Raw genomic sequence first — 16,771 nt, forward strand, 5'->3', positions numbered from 1 at the left:
AGCGGGCTCAGGAGCCGCGCCGGATCCGGCCCGCGTACCGGGCCTCCAACTCCGCGTTGTGCGCGTCGCCGTCCGGGATGTTCGCCGACAGGTAGACCGGGGGCCGCTCCCCCGCCGCCAGCAACCGGGCCACCACCTCCACGGTGATCTGCTGGGCCAGCAGAGCCGCGGTGATCGAGGAGACCGCGCCGACCGCGCCACCGCCGGGCAGCGGCAGCGTCGCGTCGCCGTACGGTGCGCCGTTGTCGAGCACCACGTCGGCGAGGTCGGCCAGCTTGCGCCCGGACGGGTGCCGGGAGGCCATCCCACCGGAATGTTGTGCGGAGGTGATCGCCACCAGCCCGTGCCCGCGCTGCTTGACCAACGTGGCGAACTCCACCATCGCGCCGTTGACCCCGGAGTTCGAGGCGAGCACGAAGACGTCGGCGGGCCGCACCGGGGCAAGCTCGTAGAGCCGGTGCGCCACCGCCGGGTCCCGTTCCAGCAGCGGGCCGAGCCGCTCGGCCGGCTCCCCGCCGAGCAGCACCAGATCACGCAACGCGATCCGGTTGGTCGGCACCAGGCCACCGGCCCGGCCGGCGATCTCCATGGCCAGCGCCTCCGAGTGCCCGGTGCCGAACGCGTGCACCACCCCGTCGGCGCGCACCGCGTCGGCGATCAGGTCGGCGGCCTGCTCCACCGCCGCCCGCTGGCTGGCGGCCACCCGGCCGATCGTCTCGGTCACCACGGCCAGGTAGTCCTCGGCACTCACGCTCATGCATCCTCCATCGTCCGGTTGCGGGCCAGCCAGTGCACCGCGAAGTCGACCGCCGCCCGCTGGCGCATCAACCTGCCGGTCCCGGTGCCGACCGGTCCGATGCGGACCGCCCCGGTGGCCTCCAGGTCCCGGCCCAACGCGCCGAAGTCGGTCTCGTCGAGCCGTACGTCCTGCCACCACACCCATTCGCGGCCACCATCGGCGGTACGCACCGCCCCGCCCAGCCGCTCCCTGGGCGGGGACGGTCGGCGGTACTCGGCGAGGTGCAGTGAGGTGTTCACGTCATGGTCCACGCCGAGCAGCAACACGTCGGCGTCCAGATCGTGGAGCCGGGCCAGCGGGGAGCCCTCGCCGAGCATGTCGGCCCGGTCGTGCCCGGCCACCACCTGATCGGCGGCCGGCCCGAGCGCGGCGAACGACACCTGCGGATGCGAGCTGCGCAGTGCGCCCGGCCAGCCACGGACCGTCTCGGCGAGCACACCCATGTACCGGCTCGGGGTGACCGCCGGGTCGAAGCCCGGCATCTCGGCGCGGATCAGCGGCCACCAGTCCGCCGGCACCGGCGGGTTGCGCCACTGCGCGGGGTCGCTGTTGTCGGGAGTGTGGGTGGGCACCACGAGGGTGCCGTCCGGGCCGAGGGCGTCGCGCAGGGCGAGCACCACCGCCTGCGGCCCGCCGCAGACGAAGCCCAGCGGGCGCAGCGCGGCGTGCACCAGCAGCGTTGCGCCGGGGCGTACGCCCAGCAGGCGCAGTTGCGCGGCGAGCGACCGCCGGGTGCCCGGCGTGCCGGCGTCCGTCGTCACAGTGGTCCTCCTCGCTGCCCGGCGCGGTTCAGGCCGCGCCGGCGACCCGGGCCAGGATCGCCTCGGCCAGCGGGCCCGGCGCGGCGTCCGGAATCCAGTGACTCACCCCGGGCAGTTGTACGAAGCGGTAATCCCCGGTCACGTTCGCGGCGCACGCCTCCGCGGCGGTCCGGCCGATGGCGATGTCCCGGTCGCTCCACAGGTACGTGGTGGGCACCGCGACCGGGCCGACGTCGGCCAGGTCGGCGCGCGACATCGCCCGGTACCAGTTCAGGGCGGCGGTGAGCGCTCCCGGCTCGCGCATCGGGTCCGCGTAGCGGGCCACCCGGGTCGCGTCGCCCACCCCGCCGAGCAGCTTGCGCAGCGCGGTCGCGTTCCACGCCAGCAGCACCTTCTCCGCCTTTTCCGGCTTGCGGAACAGCGCGATGTACGACGAGCGGGCCTTCTGCTGGCCGTCGTTGGCGAGCGCGTGTGCCATGGCCGCCGGATGGGGCACGGACACCGCGGTCAGCGTGTGGACCCGCTCGGGGTGCTCGGCGGCCATCGCCCACGCCACGACGGCGCCCCAGTCGTGGCCGACCAGGTGAACGGCGTCCAGACCGAGAGCGTCGAGCACCGCCACCACGTCGGCGACCAACTCGGGGATCCGGTACTCGGCGACCGCCGCCGGCCGGGCGCCCGGCGAGTAGCCCCGCTGGTCCAGCGCGTACGTGCGCAGCCCGGCGGCGTGCAGCGCCGGGACGACCTCGTCCCACTCACCGGAGTGCTGGGGGAAGCCGTGCAAAAGCACGACGGGTGCACCGCCCGATGGGCCACCGGTGCGTACCTCGAACGTGAGACCTCGCGCGTCGACCCGCATGATCGTCAGCCTACCCAGCCGGCGTGGTGCGGGCCGGCCGCCGAGGTGGCGGACGTCCTGCTGGGCCGGCACCCCCGGTCGGTGCTAGCGTCAGCGAGACAACTTCACATCCGACAGGGGAGCGCACAGCGCTGAGAGTGCGGGCACGCCCGCAGACCCTCGAACCTGATCTGGGTAATGCCAGCGCAGGGAGTTCGGTCGACCTCCAGCCGCGCCGCCGTCCGGTGCCAACCGGGCTGCGGCGTGCGTCTTCTCCTGGTTCGCATTCAGGACTGGGAGCATCCACATGAACCACACCGACACCAACCGCTGGCGCACCATCGACATCGTGGTCGCCTCGGTGATCGCGGTCGCCTTCGGCGTCATCTTCTGGGCCTGGGGCCTGGTCTGGAGTGCCACCGAGGGCGCCTTCGCCTTCTTCCCGCCGGCGCAGACCCTGCTCTACGGGGTCTGGCTGATGCCGGCCGTGCTCGGCGGCCTGGTCATCCGCAAGCCCGGCGCCGCGCTCTACTGCGAGACGGTGGCCGCGGTCCTCTCCGCGCTGCTCGGCAGCCAGTGGGCCGGCACGGTCATCCCGCAGGGCATCGTGCAGGGAATCGGCGCCGAGTTGGCCTTCGCCGCCTTCCGGTACCGGTCGTTCCGGCTGCCCACCGCGGTACTGGCCGGCGCGCTGACCGGGCTCAGCGCCGCCCTGTTCGACTTCTTCGTCTGGAACGTCGACTACGCGCTCACCGACTACCGCATCCCGTACGCACTGCTCACCATCGTCAGCGCCACGGTGCTCGCCGGCGCCGGCGGTTGGCTGCTCACCCGCGCCCTGGCCAACACCGGCGTCCTCGACCGCTTCCCGGTAGCCCGCGACCGCCCCGCCATCTGACCATCCGTGTCGATCATGAGGTTGACCGGCGGATTGATCTTCGAAACACCCGCCAACCTCATGATCGACCGGGCAGGGTGGATCGGACGCTGAGTGGGGGTGTGGGTGCGGTGAGCGGGGTGCAGTTGCGGGGGTTCGGCTGGCGGCACGCCGGGCGCCTCGCCTGGGCGGTGCGTGGGGTGGACCTGCGGGTCGAGGTTGGGGAGCGGGTGCTGCTGCTCGGGCCCTCGGGGGCCGGCAAGAGCACCCTGCTCAGCGCACTGGCCGGGCTGCTACCCGAGGACTCCGGCGAGCAGGAGGGCACGGTCGAGATCGACGGGCTCGACCCGCGCAAGGGGCGGGAACGGGTCGGCATCGTCTTCCAGGACCCGGAGACCCAGTTGGTGATGGCCCGATGCGGCGACGACGTCGCGTTCGGGTTGGAGAACCGGGGCGTGCCGGCCGACGAGATCTGGCCCCGGGTGGACGAGGCCCTGCATCGGGTCGGCTTCCCGTACTCCCGGGACCGGAACACCGCCGCGCTCTCCGGCGGCGAGCAGCAACGCCTCGCCCTGGCCGGCGCGCTGGCGCTGCGACCCGGCCTGCTCCTGCTCGACGAGCCGACCGCCAACCTCGACCCGGCCGGCGCCGACCTGGTCCGGCGGGCGGTGGCCGGCGCGCTGGACGCGGACACCACGCTGATCCTGGTGGAGCACCGGGTCACCGAGGCGCTGCCGCTGGTCGACCGGGTCGTCGTCCTGGAGCCCGGCGGCGGGGTCCGCGCGGACGGCCCGCCGGCGGCGGTCTTCGCCGCGCACGGCGACGCCCTCGCCGCCGAGGGTGTCTGGGTGCCGGGTCACCCCATCGCGCCCCGGCCGGCGACCGCCGCCCCCGGCGAGCTGTTGCTCACCGCCGACCGGATCGGCCTGCCGCCCCGGCTGGGCCCCACCGACCTGGCGGTACGCGCCGGCGAGGCGCTCGCCGTACGCGGGCCCAACGGCGCCGGCAAGTCGACGCTGGCACTGCTGCTCGGCGGGCTGCTCCGGCCGGGCGCCGGCCGGGTCACCGCGTCCGCCGAGCTGGCCGGGCCGGATCAGCGCACTCCCCCGCACCGGTGGCGGGCACCCGCGCTGGCCCGCCGGATCGGGTCGGTCTTCCAGGATCCGGAGCACCAGTTCGTCACCAGCACGGTCTTCGACGAGTTGGCGCTCGGCCCGCGCCGGACCGGCCAACCCGAGGCGGCCGTCAAGGAGACCGTGGCCGGGCTGCTGGACCGGCTGCGGCTGACCCGGCTCGCCGCTGCCAACCCGTACACCCTCTCCGGTGGCGAGGCGCGGCGGCTGAGCGTGGCGACCGCCCTGGCCACCGCGCCCCGTCTGCTGATCTGCGACGAACCCACCTTCGGCCAGGACCGACGCACCTGGCGGGAGTTGGTCGACCTCTTCGCCGACCTGCGCGACGCCGGGCACGGCGTCGTCACGGTCACCCACGACGCGGACTTCGTCGCCGCGCTCGCCGACCGCACCGTCACCCTGGAGCGATCGTGACCAGCGGGGACGACAACCGATGATCAGCATCGAGCCGGTCGCCGCGCCCGGTGCGCCGCTGGCCCGCCGCAACCCGGTGGCGAAGGTGGCCGCCGCACTGCTCTTCTCGTTCATCCTGCTGGCCACCCTGGACCCGGTGGCCCCGGCGATCGCCATCGCGGTCGAACTCGCCGTGCTGCCGCTGTTCGGCATCCGCTACCGGGTGCTGGCCCGGCGAGCGTGGCCGCTGCTGGTCAGTGCCGCCGGCATCCTGATCACCCTGGTGCTGTTCGCCGCCGACCGGTCCGGCCGGGTCCTGCTGGACGCGGGACCGGTGCTGGTGACCACCGGAGTGCTGCTCACCGCGCTCGGCCTGGTGCTGCGGGTGCTCGCGGTGGCCCTGCCCGGCGTGATCGTCTTCGCCACCACCGACCCCACCGACCTGGCCGACGCGCTGATCCAGAACGCGAAGGCGCCGGCCCGGTTCGCCATCGGGGCGCTGGCCGCGTTCCGGCTGGTGCCGCTGCTCGGTCAGGAGTGGCAGATGATCAGCATGGCCCGGCGGGCGCGTGGCGTCGACGCCGGGCGCAACCCGGTGGCGAAGCTGCGGCTGTTCACCTCCACGGCGTTCGCGCTGTTGGTCGGTGCGATCCGCCGGGGCACCCGGCTGGCCGTGGCGATGGACGCGCGCGGCTTCGACGCCGGCACGCCGCGTACCGTGGCCCGCCGTCAGCCCTTCACCCGCGCCGACACCCTGCTGATCGTCGCCGCAGCGGTGCTGGCCGGCACCGCCCTGACGACCAGCATCCTCCTGGGAACCTTCCGCCCCCTGATCGGCTGACCCCACCCCACCCACAGCAGAGCTGAGGGCGGGGCGGGGCCGACAAGGGTTGGTTCAGCTGCGGCGGAAGGCGTAGCGGCGGGGTTGGCCGGCGCGTTGGCTACGGCCGCCAGCGGAGCGGGGGCCGCCGCCCTGCGGCGGTCCGGCCGTCGGTGCCGCTGGCCGTTCGGCCGCCGGCAGGTCGACCACCGCCGGCACGTTGACCACCGGCGGCACCTCGATCCCTGCCGGCACCTCGGTTGCCGTCGGCACGTCGGCCAGCGGCAACAGGTCGACCGGCCCCGCCGGCGCGGTCGGCAGCGCCGACCCGACCAGCATGGCCGGTAGGGCCGGCTCGACCGGTGGGAGGTCGGGACGGGTCAGCGGTAGCGGCAGCGAGCCACGGCCGGCCGCCGGGTCGGTGCCGGGCGGCGTCGGTGCGGGGGTACGGGACTTCTTCGGGTTGCGCCTGGCTGGCATCCGGGCCTCCTTCGGGCCGATCGACACGGCCGGTCCCGCGCTCCGGCGGTCGGTCGGTTCGGCTGGTGACCGTCGCAGCGTGACGGTCGAACGGGGAAGGGACTGCTCACCGGGGTCGAGCAGGGCCAGCACCGCCGCACGGCGGGTGGGGATGCGGGACGCCCGGGAGCGCACGGACCGCTGCGCGGGGCGGCGGACCGGCTCGGAGAGTGGGGCGTCAGATGCGCATGCCCAGACGCTATCCCGTTGGCGGGCACCGGCGCATCCGGTTTTCCTGGCACGATCGGCACCATGCTGATCGCGTTCTCGATTACCCCGCTCGGTGTCGGTGAGTCCGTCGGTGACCTGGTGGCCGAGGCGGTGCGGGTGGTCCGCGAGTCCGGCCTGCCCAACCGGACGGATGCCATGTTCACCACCGTCGAGGGCGAGTGGGACGAGGTGATGGCGGTGGTGAAGCGGGCGGTCGACGTGGTGGCCGCGCAGGCGCCCCGGGTGAGTGTGGTGCTCAAGGCCGACATCCGGCCGGGAGTGACCGACGCGCTCACCGCGAAGGTGGCCCACGTGGAGGATCGGTTGGCCCAGGGCTGAGCGCTACCGGCCGGTGACCGGCTGTCGACGACGACGCCCGCACTCCCACGCACCGCGATACGGTCGCAGCACGGCAGTGCGACGGTGAGAGGTGGCGGCACGGATGGCTGAGCAGGCGACGGCGCAGATCGGTGTGACCGGGCTGGCGGTGATGGGCCGCAATCTGGCCCGCAACCTGGCCCGCAACGGCTTCACCGTGGCGGTGCACAACCGAACGCCTGCGCGCACCCGCAGCCTGATCGCCGAGCACGGCGACGAGGGCACGTTCGTGCCCGGCGAGTCGATGACCGACTTCGTGGCGTCGCTGGAACGACCCCGCGCGGTGATCGTGATGGTCAAGGCGGGTGCGCCCACCGACGCGGTGATCGACGAGCTGGTGCCGCTGCTGGATGAGGGCGACATCATCGTCGACTGCGGTAACGCCCGCTTCGCCGACACGCGTCGCCGGGAGGAGTCGCTCCGGGCGCGAGGGCTGCACTTCAGCGGCACCGGTGTCTCCGGCGGCGAGGAGGGCGCGCTGCTCGGGCCGAGCATCATGCCGGGCGGCTCCGCCGAGTCGTACGCCAAGCTCGGGCCGATGTTCGAGAAGATCGCCGCGCACGTGGACGGCGTCCCGTGCTGCATGCACATCGGGCCGGACGGCGCCGGGCACTTCGTCAAGATGGTGCACAACGGCATCGAGTACGCCGACATGCAGCTCATCGCCGAGGCGTACGACCTGCTCCGGGCTGGCCTGGACGCGGAGCCGGCGCAGATCGCGGAGATCTTCCGCGACTGGAACAGCGGCGAGCTGGAGTCCTTCCTCATCGAGATCACCGCCGACGTGCTGGCTCACCACGATTCCGCCACCGGCCGGCCCTTCGTGGACGTGGTGCAGGACCGGGCCGAGCAGAAGGGCACCGGGCGGTGGACCGTGCAGAGCGCGCTGGACCTGGGCATCCCGATCACCGGGATCGCGGAGGCGACCTTCGCCCGCTCGCTCTCCGGGCACGTCGACCAGCGCGAGGCGGCCCGCCGGGCGTTCCCGGACGCCGGTGAGAAGTGGCAGGCGGCCGACCGGGAGGCGTTCATCGAGGATGTCCGCCGCGCGCTGCTCGCCTCGAAGATCGTCGCGTACGCGCAGGGCTTCGACCACATCCGCGCCGGCAGCCAGGAGTACGACTGGAACATCGACCTCGGCGGCACGGCGACCATCTGGCGGGGCGGCTGCATCATCCGGGCCCGCTTCCTGAACCGGATCCGCGAGGCGTACGACGAGCAGCCCGACCTGCCGACGTTGCTGGTGGCGCCGTACTTCGCCGACGCGGTCGGTGCCGGCGTGCCGAGCTGGCGGCGGGTGGTGGCCGACGCGGTCCGGGCCGGAGTGCCGACGCCGGCGTTCTCGTCGTCGCTGGCGTACTTCGACGCGCTGCGCGCCGAGCGGCTGCCCGCCGCGTTGATCCAGGGCCTGCGGGACAACTTCGGTGCGCACACCTACCAGCGCGTCGACCGCGAGGGCTCGTTCCACACCACCTGGGCGGGAGAGCGCACCGAATCCCCCGCCTGACGGCGTGCGCCTGGCCTCTCCCCGTCTCGGAGCGGGGTCAGGCGATGGTCGCGTGCATCTCCCAGACGAGGATCTCGGCCGGCTCGTCCGCGGTGACCCGACGGCCGCCGGTCGCGGTGAGTCGGGCCGCGTCGCCGGTGCCGAGGGGGCCGCTGCCCTCCAGGGTCACCGTGCCGTTGGGCACGTACAGGTGCACGAAGGGCGCATCCGGGATAGTGACCTCGTCGCCGGGGCCGAGCCGGGCGGCGTGCAGGGTGGCGTACCGGTTGCGGATCCGGATCGCGGACGCCCCGTCGTAGCGGTCCATTCCGGAGGCGATCGGGACCAGGCCGCCACGCAGCAGTTCGTCCTCGATCTCCAACTGCTCGTAGCCGGGGTCGACGCCCTGCTCGTCGGGGAGCACCCACATCTGCACGAAGTGCACCGGGTCGCTGTGTGGCGCCTGGTTGTTGAGTCGCCAGGCGTCGTTCTTCTCCGAGTGCAGGATGCCGGTGCCGGCGCTCATCCGCTGGGCCAGCCCCGGGTAGATCACCCCGGAGTGGCCGGTGGAGTCCTGGTGCACCAGGGAGCCGCGCAGCACCCAGGTGACGATCTCCATGTCCTCGTGCGGGTGGGTCTCGAAGCCGGCACCGGGGCGGACCACGTCGTCGTTGTTGACCAGTAGCAGACCGTGGTGGGTGTTGGCCGGGTCGTAGTGCCGGGAGAACGAGAAGGAGTGCTTCGAGTCCAGCCAGGAGATCCTGGTGGCGAAGCGGTCCTCGGCCCGGTGTACGTCGACCGATGGGGCGGGCGCGGTCACCAGGCACGCTGCCCGGTGTCGGAAGACGACGGCGCCCAGGTCAGGGCCGGGTCCCCAGTGGCCAGCTCGGCGATCTCGCCGCTGCGCAGCTGCGGCGTGTGGCCGAACTCGGCGCAGTGCTGCTCGGCGATCTCCGAGCAGATCTCGGCCACCTGCTCGCAGATCGGGTCGCCCAGGTCGGCCGCGTTCAACGCCATGATCATCTTGTACCGGAGATCCCGCATGTCCACCTCCGACCGCCTCGGTCCCGCCACCTTCGGACCCTACCCGCCACCAACCCGCAGCACCCCGAAACGACTCCCTCCCGGGGCGACCGCCCCGGTCGGGTCGCCGCCACCGCCGACCCGACGGGTGCGGACACGGAGCGGCGCCGCCCCCGAAGATGTGGGGGCGGCGCCGAGGATCACAGGGTTACCAGAATCGGCGACGCTTGGCCTTCTGGGGGCGGATCAGGTCGGCACCCTTGGTCAGCAGCCGACTCGCCCCGGAGGGACCACGTCGGGCCTCCAGGGTGTGGCTGAGGCGGCGGGCACCGGCCGCGGCCAGTGGCACCGCGATCGCCATCACCGCCCACTGTGCAATGCGCTTCTGGATCATGTGGGTTCACCTCCGTCAGTGGCTCCTGACATCACTGATACCCAGCGTGACGTGCCGGTAAGCCTCTCAGCCCACCGGGGCGACCGGGTTGGGCAGCGCACCGCCGAACCGCCGGTCCCGCTGGGCGTACAGCTCGCAGGCGTACCAGAGGTGGCGGCGGTCGAAATCCGGCCAGAGCGTGTCCAGGAAGACCAGCTCGGCGTACGCGGTCTGCCAGAGCAGGAAGTTGGAGATCCGTTCCTCCCCGGAGGGGCGCAGGAACAGGTCCACCTCCGGGATCTCCGGGTGGTAGAGGTACTTCGCCACGGTCTTCTCGGTGACCTTCGCCGGATCCAGTCGGCCGGCCGCCACGTCGCGGGCGATCGCGGCGGCGGCGTCACCGATCTCCGCCTGCCCCCCGTAGTTGACGCAGAACTGCAGGGTCAGCGTCGAGTTGCCGCGGGACATCTCCTCGGCGGTCTGCAGCTCGGAGATGACGCTCTTCCACAGGCGCCCGGGCCGACCCGACCAGACCACCCGGACACCGAGGTCGACCAACTGGTCGCGGCGGCGGCGGATGACGTCCCGGTTGAACCCCATCAGGAACCGGACCTCGTCCGGCGAGCGCCGCCAGTTCTCCGTGGAGAACGCGTACGCCGACAGGTAGGGGATGCCCATCTCGATCGCACCCTCGATGGTGTCGAAGAGGCTGTGCTCCCCCGCCTCGTGACCCTTGGTGCGCGGCAGCCCGCGCTCCTTGGCCCACCGGCCGTTGCCGTCCATCACCACGGCGACGTGCTTTGGCACCGCCTCGGTGGGCAGCGCCGGCGGACGGGCGCCCGACGGGTGCGGTGTCGGCGGCATCGGCTCACGCCGGCCGGCCCTCATCGATCGGATCACTCTCTCTCCCCCTGCTCGCACCGTCCGCCCCGGCCTCGACGTCGCCGCGCGGCCGGAGCATCGCGGCCCCAGCGCCCCCCGACGGCGGGACCGTGCCGGTCACCGAGGGACCCCGGTCGACCAGCGGGAGCGAGCGTAGCGCGCGTTCCAGATGCCACTGCAGGTGCGCCGCGACCAGCCCACTGCACTCCCGGCGGACGCCGGTCTCGGTGGCGTCGGCGACCACCCAGTCGCCGGTGGCCAGCGCGGACATCAGGTCGATGGTGGCCGGCGCGGGATGGGCCGCGCCGGGCGGTCGGCAGTCCGGGCAGACCGCGCCACCGGCCGGTACGGAGAACGCCCGGTGCCGCCCGGGTGTGCCGCAGACCGCGCACGCGATCAGCGCCGGCGCCCAGCCCGCGAGGGCCATCCCGCGCAGCAGGTACGCGTCGAGCACCAGCGTGGTGGCGTGCTCGCCCCGGGACAGCGCCTTCAACGCGCCCACGGTGAGCTGGAAAAGCCGCAGCGACGGCTCCCGCTCCACCGGGGTCAGCCGCTCGGCGGTCTCGGCGATCGCGCTGGCCGCCGTGTAACGGGGGTAGTCCCCGAGGAACCGCTTGCCGTACAGCTCGATGCCCTCGACCTGGCTGACGGTGTGCAGCGAGCTGCCGTGGTTGCCCTTCGGGTCACCGGCGAGCTGGAGGTCGACGTGGCCGAACGGCTCCAGGCGAGCACCGAACTTGCTGGTCGTGCGGCGGATCCCCCGGGCCACCGCGCGCAGCCGGCCGTGCCGGCGGGTGAGCAGGGTGATGATCCGGTCGGACTCGCCGAGCTTCTGCACGCGCAGCACCACCGCGTCGTCGCGGTAGAGCTGTCGGCGATACCCGGCCATCGGACCATTCTCCCTCGGGGTGTGAAATCAGGGTCGGATCGGGGTGGACGCGCGGACGAACCCCGATGCGCCCGGCGCGCGACCGGCCGTAGCGTGCTGGACATGGCACTGCACCGGACCACCGGCCACCCCCGTCACCGCGCCGTCGCTCCCGTCGCACTGGGGGCGGCCACCGCCCTCATCCTGCTCACCGGGTGCGACAACCTGGCGTTCCGCCGCCTCGACTACGACAACACCGAGGCGGTGAAGATCACCACGATCCGGGTGCTGCCCGGTTCCGGCGACCTGGTGGTGCACGGCACCGGCTCGGCGTCCGAGGTGCGGATCAAGCGGGTGGTGCGCTACCAGGGCGGCGAGCCCAACAGCCGGTACGAGATCAAGGACGGCGAACTGCTACTGGACGCCGACTGCGGCGACCGGTGCAGCATCTCCTACGAGGTGACCGTGCCGGAGGGGGTCGCCGTGCAGGGCGAGACCGGCTCCGGCGATGTCGAGCTGACCCGGGTCGGCACGGTCGACCTGCGACTCGGCTCGGGCGACGTGCGGGTCGCCGGCGCCACTGGCGCGGTCGGCGTGGAGACCGGCTCCGGCGACATCGTCGTGAGCGAGGCCAGCGCGGCGGTACGGCTACGCGCCTCGTCCGGGGACATCGCCGCGCGCCGGCTGAGCGGCGCGGTCGACGCCGAGGCTCAGTCCGGCAACGTCACGGTCGAGCTGGACGCGCCGGCCTCGGCCCGGGCGCACGCCTCCAGCGGGGACGTCACGCTGGTGGTGCCGGCGGGCAGCTACCGGGTCCGCTCCAGCACCGGCTCCGGCGACGCGCGGGTCACCGTTGCCGACAACCCGGCCGCGTCGCTGGTGCTCGACGGCTCGGCGGGCAGCGGCAACGTGACGATCAGCGAGCGCTGACCTCGACGGTGGCCGCCTCCCCGGCCACCCGCTGCGCCGGTACGACGGGCCGTCCGACGGTCGCCCCCACGCCGGTCTGGTTCGCCGGTCGATTGTCGGAGCGGATCGGCGGGCCGGACTGGCGGGGCGGGCCACCGGGGAGCAGTTCCGGGCGCCGGCGGGCGGCGACGTCCTCGACCCAGCCGACGGCCAGGGTCACCACCCCGACCAGTGCGAAGACCAGCAGCACCCGGATGGCCAGCCCCAGCGGATCCTGGTGGGACCAGCCGACCACGTCCACCAGCGGGGTGAGCGCCACCACGAAGGGCATGTGCCAGAGGTAGATGGTGAGCGCCCGCCGATTGACCACGGTTACCGCCCGGTCGGCCAACCGGCTACGCCTCAGCCAGTCGATCCCGGCCGGTGCCCGACCAAGAACGATCAGGATGAACGCGGTGGACCAGAGGGCGTTGCCGAGATGGTTGTCGTTGAGGTCGTACCCGCGCGGGCCTGGATGCGCGACGATCCAGGCCCCGCCGGCCGCGGCGAGCACCAGCGCCGCCGGGTACAGCACCCGGCCGGCGAGCCGGCGCAGCATCCCGGCCTGGTGGGCGAAGCCGAGCAGCCACGCGCCGAAATAGAGCCCGAACTCGCGCAGCACCGCCGGGGGCGCCGGGTAGATCCCCACCTCGATCGCCACCAGCAGGAGGTACGGGGCGAGCAGGGTGGGCAGCGGGGCACGCCGGAACAGCCAGAGCGCGATCGGTGAGGCGAGCACGAACCACAGGTAGTCGCGCAGATACCAGATGACGCTCAGCGCCAGGGCACCCCAGTTGTTGGCCGGCGGGTCAGCGATCGGGAACAACCACAGCAGCAGCCGCGGCGTCACCGGCAGCCCGGTGAACAGCATGGCCGGCACGAAGACCGCGGCCATCACCCACAGCGACGGCAGCAACCGGCGCAGCCGGCGGCCGACCGCCACCGGCCCCGAGCGGTTCAGCGAGGCGGCCATCAACGAGCCGGCCAGCGCGAACATCACCGACATGGCAGGAAAGACGAGCGTGAGGGTCGCCCACCCGGTGACGTGGTAGACGACCACTCGGACGATGGCCAGGAAACGGAGCAGATCTAGGTACCTGTTGCGCATCAGCCTGCATCTGGGTCGGGGACGCGGGATGTACCTCCCCTACCCTGCGCGGCGGCATCGCCAAACGGCCGTGGCCCCGATCAAACGTGAATCTTGCCATCGGCCCGACCGAAGATGATCGTGTTGCCGGGTGGCACCCACCCCTCGGCCGGCCCGACCGGAGTGCCCGGCCGGACCGGTGAGACGGGTCAGAAGCCCAGCTTGCGCAGCTGCTTCGGGTCGCGCTGCCAGTCCTTCGCCACCCGCACGTGCAGGTCCAGGTAGACCCGGGTGCCGAGCAACTCCTCGATCTGCTTGCGGGCGTTGGTGCCGACCTCCTTGAGCCGGCTCGCCCGGTGACCGAGCACGATCGCCTTCTGGCTGGGCCGCTCCACATACAGGTCGGCGTAAATCTTCATGAGCTGACCCTCGGGGATCATCTCCTCCACCACCACCGCGATGGAGTGCGGCAGCTCGTCGCGGACCCCTTCCAGGGCCGCCTCCCGGATCAGCTCCGCGACCAGCACCTGCTCCGGGTCGTCGGTCAGCATGTCGTCCGGGTAGAGCTGCGGCGACGGCGGCAGGTAGCTGGTCATCACGTCGACAAGGGTGTCCACCTGGTGCCCGGAGACCGCGCTCACCGGCACGATCTCGGCGAACTCGCCCATCTTGCTGACCGCGAGCAACTGCTCGGCCAGGCGGCGCTTGTCCACCAGGTCGGTCTTGGTGACCACGGCCAGCACGGTCGCCTTCAGCTCGGCCAACTCGCCGGTGATGAACCGGTCGCCGCGCCCGACCGGCTCGTCGGCCGGGATGCACAGGCCGATCACGTCCACCTCGGTCCAGGTCGATCGGACCAGGTCGTTGAGGCGCTCGCCGAGCAGCGTACGGGGGCGGTGCAGGCCCGGCGTGTCGACCAGGACCAGCTGCGACTCCGGCCGGTGCAGCACGGCCCGGATGACGTGCCGGGTGGTCTGCGGCTTGTTCGAGGTGATCGCGATCTTGGTGCCGACGATGGCGTTGGTCAGCGTGGACTTGCCGGCGTTGGGTCGGCCGACGAAACAGCCGAACCCGGCCCGGTAGGGGCGTGCCTCCGGATCCTTCACGCCGCCGGTCACTGGGTCACCGTGCCGAGCACGGTGCCGTCCGGTGCGGCCACGTGGATCGGCGCGTCCACGGCGAGGTCACGCACCACCGCGTGCCCGGCGCCGTCCAGCGTCGACGCCTCGGTCACCACCGCCGCCGCCTCCAGCCGGGTCGCCCCGGCCGCCACGGCCGAGGCCACCGCCAGTTGCAACGCGGTGAGGGTCAGCGAGGGCAGCGCGACGCTGGCGGCCGCGTACGTCCGGCCGTCCTGGTCCCGGACCGCGGCGCCCTCCACGGCGCCGACCCGCCCGCGGGCTCCCCGGGCCAGGACGACGAGCTTGCCGTCCTCGGCGCTCAGCGGGGCCGGCGCGGTGGGGGTGGGCCGGGCGGCGTGCGCGGCGGGTGTGTCAGGCATCGGCGGGTTGCCTCTCCTCGTCTCGATTGTGGTCCTGGTCGTCTCCGGGGCCGGCCTGCTCGCCGCGCCCTCCGTTGTCCTGCTCGTCGCCCGGCTCCACCCGGCTGACCAGGACGGTGTCGATCCGGTTGCGTCGGCCGGTGGTGCCCTCGGCGACCAGCCGGAGGCCGGCCACCTCGACCTCCGCTCCGGGGATCGGCACCCGCCCGAGCGACTGGGCCAACAGACCACCGACCGTCTCCACCTCGTCGGCGGGCAGGTCGGTGTGGAACAGCTCGCCGAGATTCTCCACCGGCAGGCGGGCGGTGACCCGCACCGAGGAGTCGGCCAGACGTTCGACCGGCGGGCGTTCGACATCGTACTCGTCGGTAATCTCGCCGACGATCTCCTCCAGGATGTCCTCGATGGTGACCAGGCCGCCGGTGCCGCCGTATTCGTCGACGACGATGACCAGGTGGTTGCGGGCCGCCTGCATCTCCGACAGCAGGTCGTCGACCGGCTTGGACTCCGGTACGAAGGTCGCCGGGCGCATCAGCTCGGCCACCGGCAGTTGCTCGGCGGCCGGGTCACCGCCCCGGGAGCGCCGGATCAGGTCCTTGAGATAGAGCACGCCCAGCACGTCGTCGACGCTCTCGCCGATCACCGGGATGCGGGAGAAGCCGGAACGCAGGAAGAGCGCCAGCGCCTGCGAGAGCGTCTTGCCCTCCTCGATCCACACCATCTCGGTACGCGGCACCATCACCTCACGGGCGATGGTGTCGCCGAGCGCGAAGACCGAGTGGATCATCTGTCGTTCGCCGTGTTCGACCACACCCCGTTGCTCGGCCAGGTCGACGAGCTCGCGCAGCTCCACCTGGGTGGCGAACGGTCCCTCCCGAAAGCCGCGCCCCGGGGTGACCGCGTTGCCGATCAGGATGAGCAGCGACGCGAGTGGGTTGAGCGCCCGGCCCAGCCAGCGGACCAGTGGCGCCACCGCCCGCCCCACGGCGTACGCGTGCTGCCGGCCGATGGTGCGCGGGGCGACCCCGACCACCACGAAGCTGACCACGGTCATCGCGCCGGCGGTGACCAGCGCGGCCCGCCAGCCGGCGCCGAAGCTGTCCACCGCGACCAGGGCCACCAGCGTGGTGGCGGTCAGCTCGGCGAGCAGCCGCAACAGCAGGAGCAGGTTGAGGTGCCGGACCACGTCGCCGGCCACCGCCTGGAGGGTCCGGGCGCCGCGTACGCCGTCCCGGGCCAACTCGGCGGCGCGGGCCGGGGAGACGGCGGCGAGCGCCGCCTCGGTCATCGCGATCACGCCGGCCAGCACGACCAGGCCGGCCGCGAAGACGATCAGTTGTAGATCGGGTAGGCCGGCCGTGGGGCCGGCCGCCAGTAGTGGAGTGGACATCACTGGTTGCGGGTCGACCGCCAGCTCGCCAGCAGTCGGGCCTGGAGCGCGAACATCTCCCGCTCCTCCTCCGGCTCGGCGTGGTCGTACCCGAGCAGGTGCAGCACCCCGTGCACGGTGAGCAGGTGCAGCTCGTCGGCCGGGGCGTGCCCGGCGGTCGCCGCCTGCTTGGCCGCCACCTCGGGGCAGAGCACGATGTCACCGAGCAGGGCGGGCTCACCGCCGGCCGGGGCGCTCTCGCCCGGGCCGTGGTCGACGCTGCCCTCGTCCATGGGGAAGGCGAGCACGTCGGTCGGGCCCTCGCCGCCCATCCAGCGGTGGTTCAGCTCGGTCATGTAGTCGATGTCGACCAGCAGCACGGACAGCTCGGCGAGGGGGTTGACCCCCATCTCGTCGAGGGCGTGCCGGGCGACGGCGAGCACGGCGTCGGTATCAACGTCGACGCCGGACTCGTTGGCGATCTCGATGGACAACTGCTTTCCTCT

The 16,771-nt window shown here is 72.9% G+C and carries 20 protein-coding genes and 1 riboswitch; of the genes, 6 read left to right on the plus strand and 14 right to left on the minus strand.

What is annotated here, in order from left to right; translation table 11 throughout:
• Window positions 1-7: 7 nt before the first annotated feature.
• Genes OG470_RS36600 through OG470_RS36610 form a run of 3 tightly spaced genes read right to left on the minus strand, consistent with a single transcriptional unit; the run spans window position 8 to window position 2,419 of the window.
• The gene (locus OG470_RS36600) at window positions 8-757 is read right to left on the minus strand and encodes an SIS domain-containing protein (protein WP_328419294.1); all 750 of its coding nucleotides are present in this window, start codon (window positions 755-757) and stop codon (window positions 8-10) included.
• The gene (locus tag OG470_RS36605) at window positions 754-1,560 is read right to left on the minus strand and encodes an aminoglycoside N(3)-acetyltransferase (RefSeq protein ID WP_328419296.1); all 807 of its coding nucleotides are present in this window, start codon (window positions 1,558-1,560) and stop codon (window positions 754-756) included. The genes OG470_RS36600 and OG470_RS36605 overlap by 4 nt, the downstream gene beginning before the upstream one ends.
• A 28-nt stretch (window positions 1,561-1,588) precedes the next feature.
• Window positions 1,589-2,419 (minus strand): alpha/beta fold hydrolase, encoded by an 831-nt coding sequence (locus OG470_RS36610; protein WP_328419298.1) that lies wholly within the window; start codon window positions 2,417-2,419, stop codon window positions 1,589-1,591.
• A 105-nt stretch (window positions 2,420-2,524) separates the two neighbouring features.
• Window positions 2,525-2,629: riboswitch (TPP riboswitch) on the plus strand.
• Between the two features lie 76 nt (window positions 2,630-2,705).
• Between OG470_RS36610 and OG470_RS36615 the strand changes: the two genes are divergently transcribed.
• The 3 genes from OG470_RS36615 to OG470_RS36625 all read left to right on the plus strand — a co-directional run bounded on the left by OG470_RS36615 (window position 2,706) and on the right by OG470_RS36625 (window position 5,642).
• Window positions 2,706-3,296: an ECF transporter S component gene (locus OG470_RS36615; protein ID WP_328419300.1), complete on the plus strand. Its 591-nt coding sequence runs from the start codon at window positions 2,706-2,708 to the stop codon at window positions 3,294-3,296.
• A gap of 110 nt (window positions 3,297-3,406) precedes the next feature.
• Window positions 3,407-4,822, plus strand: a complete 1,416-nt coding sequence (locus OG470_RS36620; RefSeq protein ID WP_328419302.1) for an ABC transporter ATP-binding protein — start codon at window positions 3,407-3,409, stop codon at window positions 4,820-4,822.
• A 19-nt stretch (window positions 4,823-4,841) separates the two neighbouring features.
• Complete coding sequence (locus OG470_RS36625; RefSeq protein WP_328419304.1) at window positions 4,842-5,642, plus strand: energy-coupling factor transporter transmembrane component T family protein; 801 nt, start codon at window positions 4,842-4,844, stop codon at window positions 5,640-5,642.
• Between the two features lie 54 nt (window positions 5,643-5,696).
• On the opposite strand, the gene OG470_RS36630 is transcribed toward OG470_RS36625, so the two are convergent.
• On the minus strand, window positions 5,697-6,101 hold the full coding sequence (locus OG470_RS36630) for a hypothetical protein (protein WP_328419306.1): 405 nt from the start codon (window positions 6,099-6,101) through the stop codon (window positions 5,697-5,699).
• A 291-nt stretch (window positions 6,102-6,392) separates the two neighbouring features.
• Between OG470_RS36630 and OG470_RS36635 the strand changes: the two genes are divergently transcribed.
• Together OG470_RS36635 and gndA are read left to right on the plus strand one after the other, a co-directional pair.
• Entirely contained in the window at window positions 6,393-6,689 is a 297-nt protein-coding gene (locus OG470_RS36635) for an MTH1187 family thiamine-binding protein (protein WP_328419308.1), read from the plus strand.
• Between the two features lie 103 nt (window positions 6,690-6,792).
• Window positions 6,793-8,235, plus strand: coding sequence for an NADP-dependent phosphogluconate dehydrogenase (gene gndA, locus OG470_RS36640; protein WP_328419310.1), 1,443 nt, complete (start codon window positions 6,793-6,795; stop codon window positions 8,233-8,235).
• A gap of 37 nt (window positions 8,236-8,272) precedes the next feature.
• Here gndA and OG470_RS36645 read toward each other — a convergent pair whose 3' ends face one another.
• The 5 genes from OG470_RS36645 to recO form a co-directional block, all read right to left on the minus strand.
• A complete protein-coding gene (locus OG470_RS36645; RefSeq protein ID WP_328419312.1) occupies window positions 8,273-9,034 on the minus strand; it encodes a pirin family protein in 762 nt (253 codons plus the stop codon).
• On the minus strand, window positions 9,031-9,258 hold the full coding sequence (locus tag OG470_RS36650; protein ID WP_328419314.1) for a thioredoxin reductase: 228 nt from the start codon (window positions 9,256-9,258) through the stop codon (window positions 9,031-9,033). Before OG470_RS36650 ends, OG470_RS36645 begins: the two co-directional genes overlap by 4 nt.
• A 187-nt stretch (window positions 9,259-9,445) precedes the next feature.
• The gene (locus OG470_RS36655; RefSeq protein WP_328419316.1) at window positions 9,446-9,631 is read right to left on the minus strand and encodes a hypothetical protein; all 186 of its coding nucleotides are present in this window, start codon (window positions 9,629-9,631) and stop codon (window positions 9,446-9,448) included.
• A 66-nt stretch (window positions 9,632-9,697) separates the two neighbouring features.
• The gene (locus tag OG470_RS36660; RefSeq protein WP_121655422.1) at window positions 9,698-10,474 is read right to left on the minus strand and encodes an isoprenyl transferase; all 777 of its coding nucleotides are present in this window, start codon (window positions 10,472-10,474) and stop codon (window positions 9,698-9,700) included.
• Between the two features lie 4 nt (window positions 10,475-10,478).
• Window positions 10,479-11,381, minus strand: coding sequence for a DNA repair protein RecO (gene recO, locus OG470_RS36665; RefSeq protein WP_328419320.1), 903 nt, complete (start codon window positions 11,379-11,381; stop codon window positions 10,479-10,481).
• Window positions 11,382-11,483: 102 nt separating this feature from the next.
• Between recO and OG470_RS36670 the strand changes: the two genes are divergently transcribed.
• Window positions 11,484-12,290 (plus strand): DUF4097 family beta strand repeat-containing protein, encoded by an 807-nt coding sequence (locus OG470_RS36670; RefSeq protein WP_328419322.1) that lies wholly within the window; start codon window positions 11,484-11,486, stop codon window positions 12,288-12,290.
• Here OG470_RS36670 and OG470_RS36675 read toward each other — a convergent pair.
• The 5 genes from OG470_RS36675 to ybeY all read right to left on the minus strand — a co-directional run bounded on the left by OG470_RS36675 (window position 12,277) and on the right by ybeY (window position 16,759).
• Entirely contained in the window at window positions 12,277-13,416 is a 1,140-nt protein-coding gene (locus OG470_RS36675) for an acyltransferase family protein (RefSeq protein ID WP_328419324.1), read from the minus strand. The two genes, OG470_RS36670 and OG470_RS36675, sit on opposite strands and share 14 nt — an antisense overlap.
• A gap of 188 nt (window positions 13,417-13,604) precedes the next feature.
• Complete coding sequence (gene era, locus OG470_RS36680; protein WP_328426839.1) at window positions 13,605-14,501, minus strand: GTPase Era; 897 nt, start codon at window positions 14,499-14,501, stop codon at window positions 13,605-13,607.
• An 8-nt stretch (window positions 14,502-14,509) separates the two neighbouring features.
• A complete protein-coding gene (locus OG470_RS36685) occupies window positions 14,510-14,896 on the minus strand; it encodes a cytidine deaminase (protein WP_328419326.1) in 387 nt (128 codons plus the stop codon).
• The gene (locus tag OG470_RS36690; protein ID WP_386984698.1) at window positions 14,889-16,310 is read right to left on the minus strand and encodes a hemolysin family protein; all 1,422 of its coding nucleotides are present in this window, start codon (window positions 16,308-16,310) and stop codon (window positions 14,889-14,891) included. The genes OG470_RS36685 and OG470_RS36690 overlap by 8 nt, the downstream gene beginning before the upstream one ends.
• Window positions 16,286-16,759, minus strand: a complete 474-nt coding sequence (gene ybeY / locus OG470_RS36695; protein ID WP_109818397.1) for an rRNA maturation RNase YbeY — start codon at window positions 16,757-16,759, stop codon at window positions 16,286-16,288. The genes OG470_RS36690 and ybeY overlap by 25 nt, the downstream gene beginning before the upstream one ends.
• Between the last annotated feature and the right edge of the window lie 12 nt (window positions 16,760-16,771).

Origin of the sequence: Micromonospora sp. NBC_00389, from assembly GCF_036059255.1 — a bacterium.
Classification (GTDB): Bacteria; Actinomycetota; Actinomycetes; order Mycobacteriales; family Micromonosporaceae; genus Micromonospora.

Bases quoted from the DNA above. Each gene is read 5' to 3' on its own strand.
- OG470_RS36635 (WP_328419308.1), top strand. From the start codon at position 6,393: ATGCTGATCGCGTTCTCGATTACCCCGCTCGGTGTCGGTGAGTCCGTC.
- OG470_RS36615 (WP_328419300.1), top strand. From the start codon at position 2,706: ATGAACCACACCGACACCAACCGCTGGCGCACCATCGACATCGTGGTC.
- OG470_RS36670 (WP_328419322.1), top strand. From the start codon at position 11,484: ATGGCACTGCACCGGACCACCGGCCACCCCCGTCACCGCGCCGTCGCT.
- OG470_RS36660 (WP_121655422.1), bottom strand. From the start codon at position 10,474: ATGCCGCCGACACCGCACCCGTCGGGCGCCCGTCCGCCGGCGCTGCCC.
- OG470_RS36650 (WP_328419314.1), bottom strand. From the start codon at position 9,258: ATGCGGGATCTCCGGTACAAGATGATCATGGCGTTGAACGCGGCCGAC.
- OG470_RS36630 (WP_328419306.1), bottom strand. From the start codon at position 6,101: ATGCCAGCCAGGCGCAACCCGAAGAAGTCCCGTACCCCCGCACCGACG.
- OG470_RS36675 (WP_328419324.1), bottom strand. From the start codon at position 13,416: ATGCGCAACAGGTACCTAGATCTGCTCCGTTTCCTGGCCATCGTCCGA.
- OG470_RS36600 (WP_328419294.1), bottom strand. From the start codon at position 757: ATGAGCGTGAGTGCCGAGGACTACCTGGCCGTGGTGACCGAGACGATC.
- recO (WP_328419320.1), bottom strand. From the start codon at position 11,381: ATGGCCGGGTATCGCCGACAGCTCTACCGCGACGACGCGGTGGTGCTG.
- OG470_RS36610 (WP_328419298.1), bottom strand. From the start codon at position 2,419: ATGCGGGTCGACGCGCGAGGTCTCACGTTCGAGGTACGCACCGGTGGC.
- OG470_RS36625 (WP_328419304.1), top strand. From the start codon at position 4,842: ATGATCAGCATCGAGCCGGTCGCCGCGCCCGGTGCGCCGCTGGCCCGC.
- OG470_RS36655 (WP_328419316.1), bottom strand. From the start codon at position 9,631: ATGATCCAGAAGCGCATTGCACAGTGGGCGGTGATGGCGATCGCGGTG.
- gndA (WP_328419310.1), top strand. From the start codon at position 6,793: ATGGCTGAGCAGGCGACGGCGCAGATCGGTGTGACCGGGCTGGCGGTG.
- OG470_RS36685 (WP_328419326.1), bottom strand. From the start codon at position 14,896: ATGCCTGACACACCCGCCGCGCACGCCGCCCGGCCCACCCCCACCGCG.